The 7,863-nt window shown below is 38.5% G+C and carries 3 protein-coding genes; 2 read left to right on the plus strand and 1 reads right to left on the minus strand.

Features of this window, described 5'->3' with window-relative positions:
- Positions 1-1,781, plus strand: a 1,781-nt coding sequence (locus tag P9B04_RS10805; protein ID WP_342054998.1) for a protelomerase family protein, incomplete at its 5' end; no start/stop codon positions are given.
- Between the two features lie 10 nt (positions 1,782-1,791).
- Positions 1,792-2,373: a hypothetical protein gene (locus tag P9B04_RS10810; protein WP_342054999.1), complete on the plus strand. Its 582-nt coding sequence runs from the start codon at positions 1,792-1,794 to the stop codon at positions 2,371-2,373.
- A gap of 717 nt (positions 2,374-3,090) precedes the next feature.
- On the opposite strand, the gene P9B04_RS10815 is transcribed toward P9B04_RS10810, so the two are convergent.
- Positions 3,091-7,011 (minus strand): plasmid replication protein, CyRepA1 family, encoded by a 3,921-nt coding sequence (locus P9B04_RS10815; protein WP_342055000.1) that lies wholly within the window; start codon positions 7,009-7,011, stop codon positions 3,091-3,093.
- Positions 7,012-7,863: the final 852 nt, after the last annotated feature.

The following is a 7,863-nucleotide window of genomic DNA, read 5'->3' on the forward strand; positions in this document are numbered from 1 at the left end:
CTGTGGCTAAGCTTCAAAACTTTAGTAGCCAAAGTAATCAGGTTAAGGGGTTTAATGTACAGGTTAACCGAGTGGTTCAAAAACTATTTCAGGAGACAGATATAGTTCCTGTCATTCCTGGTAAGAATTATGTTTCTGTTCATCGCTTAAGGGGTGTTTATGGGGCGATTGCTGTCCACTTTTTCTGTCCTGAATTCCGTCATGAACACCGTTTCTTACAAAACTATTTAGGTCACGTCCTCCATGAACAGGTAGCTCCTAACAGCCCTGCTACTCCCCATTACTTTCATTATTATTTAGTAGATGAAGAAGGCAACCGATTGGGAGATAAAGGGGTTAAATTGACTGAATTTCCTTTTTCCGATGAACAATATTATACAGGTAAAGTAGTAATAACTGAACCAGACGAATGGAATCAACCTCAAAACCCTCAACCTGAAACAGAGACGAAAGAATCACCATTATTTGATTTTATTGATCATCAGTTACAAGAATCCTTAAAGACAAGCTTATCCGAAATGTTCACTAGTGATGGTTATACAGTTTTAGTTGCTGCTTTAATGGCGGTTACAGGTCGTTCTCCTGCTGAGTTGATTAAGTCGGGAACCTTCAAAGCTTCTGATGATCCCTTTACTGTTACTTTTTCCCCGACGGGTTTAGGTGCTAAATCAACCCTCAAAACGTTGATTGATACTTCTGTTGTGGTTGAGTCTGTGCAAAAACTTAGACAGCATCCTGACGTACAAGAGTTACTGTACCAGACCCCTAGTTACATTGATAATCATTGCCAACCTTACATTACTCAAGCCATTCACGCTCATCTCCCCTTTGATGATCTTGATGCACTAATGGATTTTTATCGACAAACTACTGGTGATTATACAATTACAAAAGAATCGGAACCTTCTTTAGTTTTTGATGATGACCGAAAGCGGTTAACAGAAATTGGTAAACAGCTTAATCTTGATGGAGAACCCTCCAAAATACTTCATGGCCTTCTTCAATGGGCAGGTAAACAATTACGTTCTCTTCCTTCAACACCATCTACTCAACAAAATAATGATCATGTTGATTCCATCAAATCTCCACAAAAAGTTATCTTTGGCTCCCAGGAGATGATTTATGAAACTATACATCATCAGGCACAAACCATCGCTTTATTAACTCAACAGTTGGCTAAACCAGATGCCGACCCCACACAAACGCCCCCTCAAGCTGAGAATAGGGATGATGAAATACAAATCCAACAATTACAAGAAAGTATTAATAAACTTCAAAAGGAGAATGATTTTCTGTCTCAACAAATAACTCAGTTAAACAACCAAATTAATAATCAACAACAAGAGAATCAGCACCTTAAAGAAACGGTTAAACGATTTGAAACTGTCAGGCAAGTGATTTTAGGCGAACAACTATCCTTACCTATTGATACTAATACTCCCAGTTCTATCTCTCAAAAGAAGACTCAACAAAAAACCAGTCAAACAACTCGTAAAACTCGTGGACTCAAGGGGGCTGCTAAAAATAAAGCCAAAAAAGTTCTTGATGCTGTTACTCAATGGAATAAAGATAATCCTGACCAAACTTGGGCCATTAATACTTGTTTTTTAGAGACTTATTTTGGTATTCACCGTAAAGTAGCACTTGAGTTTCAAGAGGAATATAAATCACCAATAGAACAACTTCATTCTAATTGTAATGTTTCTAATACTCGTACTCATAATCGAGGTAAAGATTCCGAAAAAATTAAAGCTTTTGTTGAGACTTTTCTAGAGGATTAATTACTATCTTATGGCCAAAAGAAAGAAGAAAAAAGGTTTTGGTTCTCTCACTAAAATCAAAAAGCCAACTCCTGCCCCTCGTTCCCTCCATCCCTTAGTTAAAGAAGAAGAAAAGCCCACTTTTTTAGACAAGTTAATTTCTCAGTTTCGAGGTGGTAAAAAATCTTTTTCAGTAGCTCTCTATAAATTTAGAAATGTTTATAAAGAATCCTATATTATGTGTGAGGCTTTGCGTCCTCATAGCTTATCAGCGCAGCTACTACAACGTAAAAGAGAAGATTATTATCCTTTAATTTCTCAATTTAAAACTAACTTCGATACTTTTTTAGCTGACTATACTTCCCCCGAACAGACAGCTTTAGTTGAGGCTTTTATGGTTCCTGAAATGTCAGAAATTGTTGATTTATTTCGAGAATCTTATCGTTCTGAAGAAGCCATTATACTTACCCCTTCTCGGATTGAACACTGTGTCGTTTACTGGGTTCATTACCAAATCTTCAAAAATTACATGATCCATCCCCCTGAATACACCTCATTTCTTTGGACTGAACTCGATTCCATCTTATTTTCTCAAAAAGATCAGGATAATTAGTCTTTAATGTCTTAATGGAAAGCTTAACTCTTCATGCTACAAAAAGCCAGTCATAACCTATAAAAAAAGCCAAAGGTGAATAGTTAAGACGTATTCCTGATGAGGGTTTTCGATGATCGCCGTTTGGGTGAGTCTAACTATTTGCCTGGCTTTTTCCCCCACTGAGAGATTAATGAAACAATAAAACGTGAGAAATAAAGATTGAGCATTTATTTCATTTCCTCTTTCATTAATTCATAGTTTTCCTTCACAGTCCTTGTATTAGGATGGTCTTCTCCTAGTTGTTTTTAGAGCGATCACTCTTATTGTCTTATTTGTTGGTAATTAATACAATATAAATAGGGGGAGAAGGCAATCGTACTATAAGTAGAAAGGTCTTCTAATGAAGAAAGGCATCTGGGAGTCTTGCCGTGTTTCGACTCCCAATGCTTCTCTACCAACTCACACACCACACATAATTGCCAAATAAACGAGCATAAAGCCAATAATCAGATATTCGTCTTTCCAAAACGTAAGGTCATTTCTGCCTTACTTTAGCCTTCCAAGACATCCATTCTGGAGATATTCCTTAATCTGGCAAAAACCTTAACTCTTCATACTACAAACAGCGAGTCACAAGGATACTACTTTTGAGTCGTTATTCAACTCCGAACCCCTCACTCGGAAATCCTCTGAAAACGAGTGTACACTCCTTGTTTAACGATCCTTAGTTTTTCCCTAAATTGCCATTAATGATTCAACATAATCGATCGCTTCATCTGACATCCTCTCAAACAACCAGTTCAGAAGTTGATGGCTTCCCCAACCTAAGTTTTGACTTAACTGGGTTATTCTCACCTTAGCTTGTTCTAGCTCCTCAAAAGTCGAGGCCGCTAATAACCACCAATACGCTGTATGAACTTTTACCTCAAATTCTGGTGAATAGCGATCGCTATCTTTAGCCCACCAAAATGGTTTATCGTTTTCTAGTTTTAATGCTTCTGTCACAGAAGTCTCCTGTTGGTTATCTGTATACGATGTTCGGGCAAGTTCTGTGACACCTTCTAGACCATGCCCAGTCTCGGTTTGACCCTTCTCGTTTGACCCTTCGTTTTGAGGGGTTTCTCCCCGGTCCATATCTATCGAAGAGGGACATTCACCTGTTGGATAGTCATTGTAAGTTACCTCATTATTGGCTACTGTCACAGAAGCTTCCTGTTGGTTATCTGACTTGCGATTTCGGGGAAGTTCTGTGACACCCTCTAAACCATAGCTAGTCTTGGTTTGACTCCATTTAAGATCGAAGGCGTTTAAGATGGCTTTTCGGTCAGGATTATTCAGTTTTTTAGGGTTGAGTTTATAGGTTCTTACCCGTTCCCCCTCTACTCGTTTTTGGTCACAGGTTAACCCTAACCCAATTTTTTCTAGGAACCGACTTAGTAAGTGAACTGCCTGAGTGTTTTTGGTGACAATGATATTGAACAACCTATGCAACCGATGTCGTCTCCATAAGCATTTTTGCTTCAACTCTTCTAACCAGGAATCACCTTGAGTATATTCTTTATCTGGGTTGGCTATCACTTCAAGTATCCCCAGATCTGTTAATTCTTTTACTAGGGGGTAATAAGCCCTAATATCAGGGAGGTACACTATCTCATGAATGGCAAATTGCCTAAATTGGTGGCGGTACTCCTTCTCGTCATAATATAAGGCAGCTTCGGGATTTAAGAGTTTCCAGCATAGTTTAATGGCATTTAGCGATCGCCGTCTGTCTTTGACAATATACTCATTGATAAACTCAGTGGTTAACTCAACCCCTGATATTTCTTCACTGATAAAGGCTTTGGTTGCCTCATACCTTTCTGCTACCGTAGCCGTTGCTTTTCTCATTATGGCTTGTGCTTGTTCTAAAGAGATGTTATTCGATGTGGAGATCGCACTCGATGTTTCCCTATAAATGGCCTCACCCTGCTCTTTTTCCCCATCTATAAATTCCTGGGTTGTTAATAAAACTTCACATCCTTTTGTGTTAATTTTTATTACTTCATGCCCCTCATCCATCAATTCCTGGGTGAATATTTCTCTGAGGTTAGCTAATCCAAAATTATCACGGGCTTTGAATTGGGAATAAGTATGTAAATGAGGGTTATTCCATTGCCCTGTTTCTGGGTCTAGAATTAATGCTAATTTTTCCAGTAATTCTCGATTATCTGACACTTCTATTGTCTTAATAATGTCGAAAATATCCAACCCTTGTTTATGGTACTCAAACAGGGATTTATTAATTTCAACTGGGTCAAAACTTCTATTTCCTCTTATCATTCCTACGGTTCTAATATAAATATATCTGGGTACGTTTTCTCTGTATCTCATCAATGATTGACGGCATTGAGATGGGTTTAGCACCCCGACAAATATCCCAAATACTTTATCAAACCAGTTTTTTACTTCTTCATCTATTGTACCATTTATTTTCCCATCAATGCTTGTTCCTGTACTCATTGATGGGGTATGAATTAGGATATCTGGTCTTTCTTTTTTAATAGATTCATTTACCCTTTCAACATAATCTTTCCCCCATTGGTCTTCTACCGTCTTACTGTCTATCCTATTGATTATTTTGTCAGGGAATTGTTTATTCAATTCCCTTTCCATTTTCTCTGCTTCTGCTTGGGAATCAGTAGCTATAATGATTTTTTCTCCTGCTTCAATGGCATTAAGTATTTCTTGTTTAACCCATTTCTTTTCACTTATTATATAAGCTTTGTAGCTTATAGTCTTCTCAGGATTAACTATGGTAAATGTAGGAGTGGTTGGTGGAGCTAATGATCTAATATAATCTACACTTACATCGGTCAAGTCAGCATCCGATAATAACACTAATCCTTTAAGGGCTAACACTTCATGGATAATCTTTTGAAATGATTTTAGTAGCAAGGGACGTTTTTCTTTACAAGTTGATGATGCTAGTAAGTGAGTTAATCCTAATTCAGATTCATCTAAGAAAATTGCTGTTTTCTCTAAGTTTCTCTGGTATAATTTCCAAATAGAATCAAAGCATAATCCTAATGTGGCTTGGTTTTCATAGATGGTTAATCGGTTGACTTGTCTACATAATGGGTCATCAGTATCTATCTGCCATTCTATCCCCCAGGCTTGTGCCTGTCCCCTTCCTAAAACGATTCTAGCAACGATAGATATGATTTTGTATCCTTCTGTTCTGAGTTCTTTTATCAGTTGTTCGTTCAGGTGACTTTTTCCACTTCCTTTTGCACTCTTTAGATTAATTATTCCCTGTTTGGGCATGAGTTCTATGATTAACTCACTGGGTAAATATTTTCCATCAACTAGATCATCTTCGGTGAGTTCTATGTCAGGTTTATAGGTTAATCTTCTTAAGTCCTCTTGGATTCTCTTAATGCGAGGGTCTAACCTTTTCTTCTGATGGAGTTTAGCCCTTTTTATAAACTGCTTGATGGTAATTAGTTTAACATTTCCTTCTCCTTGAAGGTTAAATCTAAAGGATCTAGCTAGTTTAACTTTCTCAATTGTTTGAGCGTCTAGTTCATCAATATCTAATCCATTTTCTTTGTCAGCTAATTGTCCCCAATCAACTACTTTTAAATTAGGGACAATTTTTCCTAACTTTTCGTATTGGATGACTACGTTGGGATTGGTGACACTACCAGCGTCGGCGTAGAGGATGAACTTGGGTTTTTCCCATCCATACCGTTGTTTGATTGATGCGATCGCATCCTCTATTGCCTCACTGCTACTGCCAAAGTTCCCCCCACTTGCTCCGATAATCGGAATCCCCAGGTTAGATGAGGCTAGAAGGGGTTTATATTCTAAACCTTCAGTAAGCCCTATTATTGGTTTTTCAGGTGCTTCCTGGGGCATATACACCCCGATGGGTTGCTCCCCTGATGGTAAGTGGTACTTCACCCCACGCTTGGAACTACTCAGAGGGTAATACTTGTTTTCGGTTCCTGGGGTCAGATCATTCACCCTAAGATGGGTGTATAATCCATCTTCGTTAGGAATTGGGATTAGTATCCCATCAGTGTGGTTAATTAAGCTTAATCCATCATATTTCACCCCTGAGAGTTTATTAGTGACAGGTGAGGTTAGTTTTTGCCATTGTTTGACACTGCGGTAGTTTGATTCTTCTATTTTGCGATCGCTTATTCCACGATTTCTTAGAACCTCCCTGTGGTCATCTGATAGGGTTAGTTGGGACAAGATTTCCCTGATTACCTTATCTCTTTCTGGGATAGGCAGAAGCTTCTTTGGATTTACCTCTGTTTGACTGTTAGGGTTTGTCCAAGTGTCACTGGTCACTGGTGACTGGCGACTGGTGACTGTTTTTGCCACTAGATACCGAGGATTTACCTTTGTTTGACTGTTAGGGGTTGTCCAAGAGTCACTGGTGACTGACGACTGGCGACTGGTGACTGTTTTAGTCCAAGCATCTGCATCTGGTTTATATGCCCATAAATTAAATCCCCAGGTGTCTTGACCACGATAAACGTAGTCTTTGGGGTTGGCTTCGTTGCTGCGACAGTGAATGAGGCCGGTTGTTGTGTTTTGGCGACAGTCAGGGCGATCGCCGTTACATACTGGACAGGGAGTGTGGCGATTATATCTAATCCAGGTCATAGGTACTCCCTAACTGTGATATAGGGAAGTTAATGATGGATTTTAGGAAATTTTTTCCATCAATTTTAAATCCGCTTAATAGCAGACTATGTATAGCTTTCATAAATATCTCCAAAAGTCATTTTTGTCCGACTGGAGATGCACTGTTATGATTGCTTACTTGGTAAAACTAAGTTCGGACAACTAATATAAGAATACGTTTGATATGGATCTGGTGGATGTTCACTCACCAGTTGTTGTGCTGTCCGCTTATTCAGTGGCAGTCATCATGGACAGAGCATCCCCAGTCTTTTCTAATAAGACTGAATTGAATAACCAAACCAGTCTATGCTTTGACTCATAAGCATAGTTATTCTTGAATGCCTATTAGTTACTTTGTCCCCTTGCTGGTTAAGACGGTCTAAATTTAGGTGCATGTTTCTACTCCTTAACTTGGTTTCACGGACCCAAAAGGATGAGGTTATACAAGACAAAAAAGTTAATTTAACCAGAGTTAAGATTTATGACCTAGTTCTCTGTCTCTTAGTCACGATGATTGTTTTTGACACAACTTGCCTGTACCGCAAATTTCCTATATGATGAGGTTATTGCGGTTAATTATCACCGTGGCTAAAAATTCAATCTCTTTCTTATCTCATAACCTTCTCCTTTGGGTTAGTGCAGAGATTTCACAGAAAGAACCTCTAAGAGAAACGCCGAGTAGCATTCCCCAATGATAACATCGGCGTTTCGGGGTTTTTAGAAGATCCTTTACGTGAACAATATCTGCTATACATTAACGATCCTATTTTCACGAGTAACTTAAATATAGATCAAATCCCTACTGCAAACAAGTCTTAACTTAAGCAAGGA

The sequence above is a fragment of the Crocosphaera sp. Alani8 genome (assembly GCF_038442745.1).
GTDB lineage: Bacteria > Cyanobacteriota > Cyanobacteriia > Cyanobacteriales > Microcystaceae > Crocosphaera.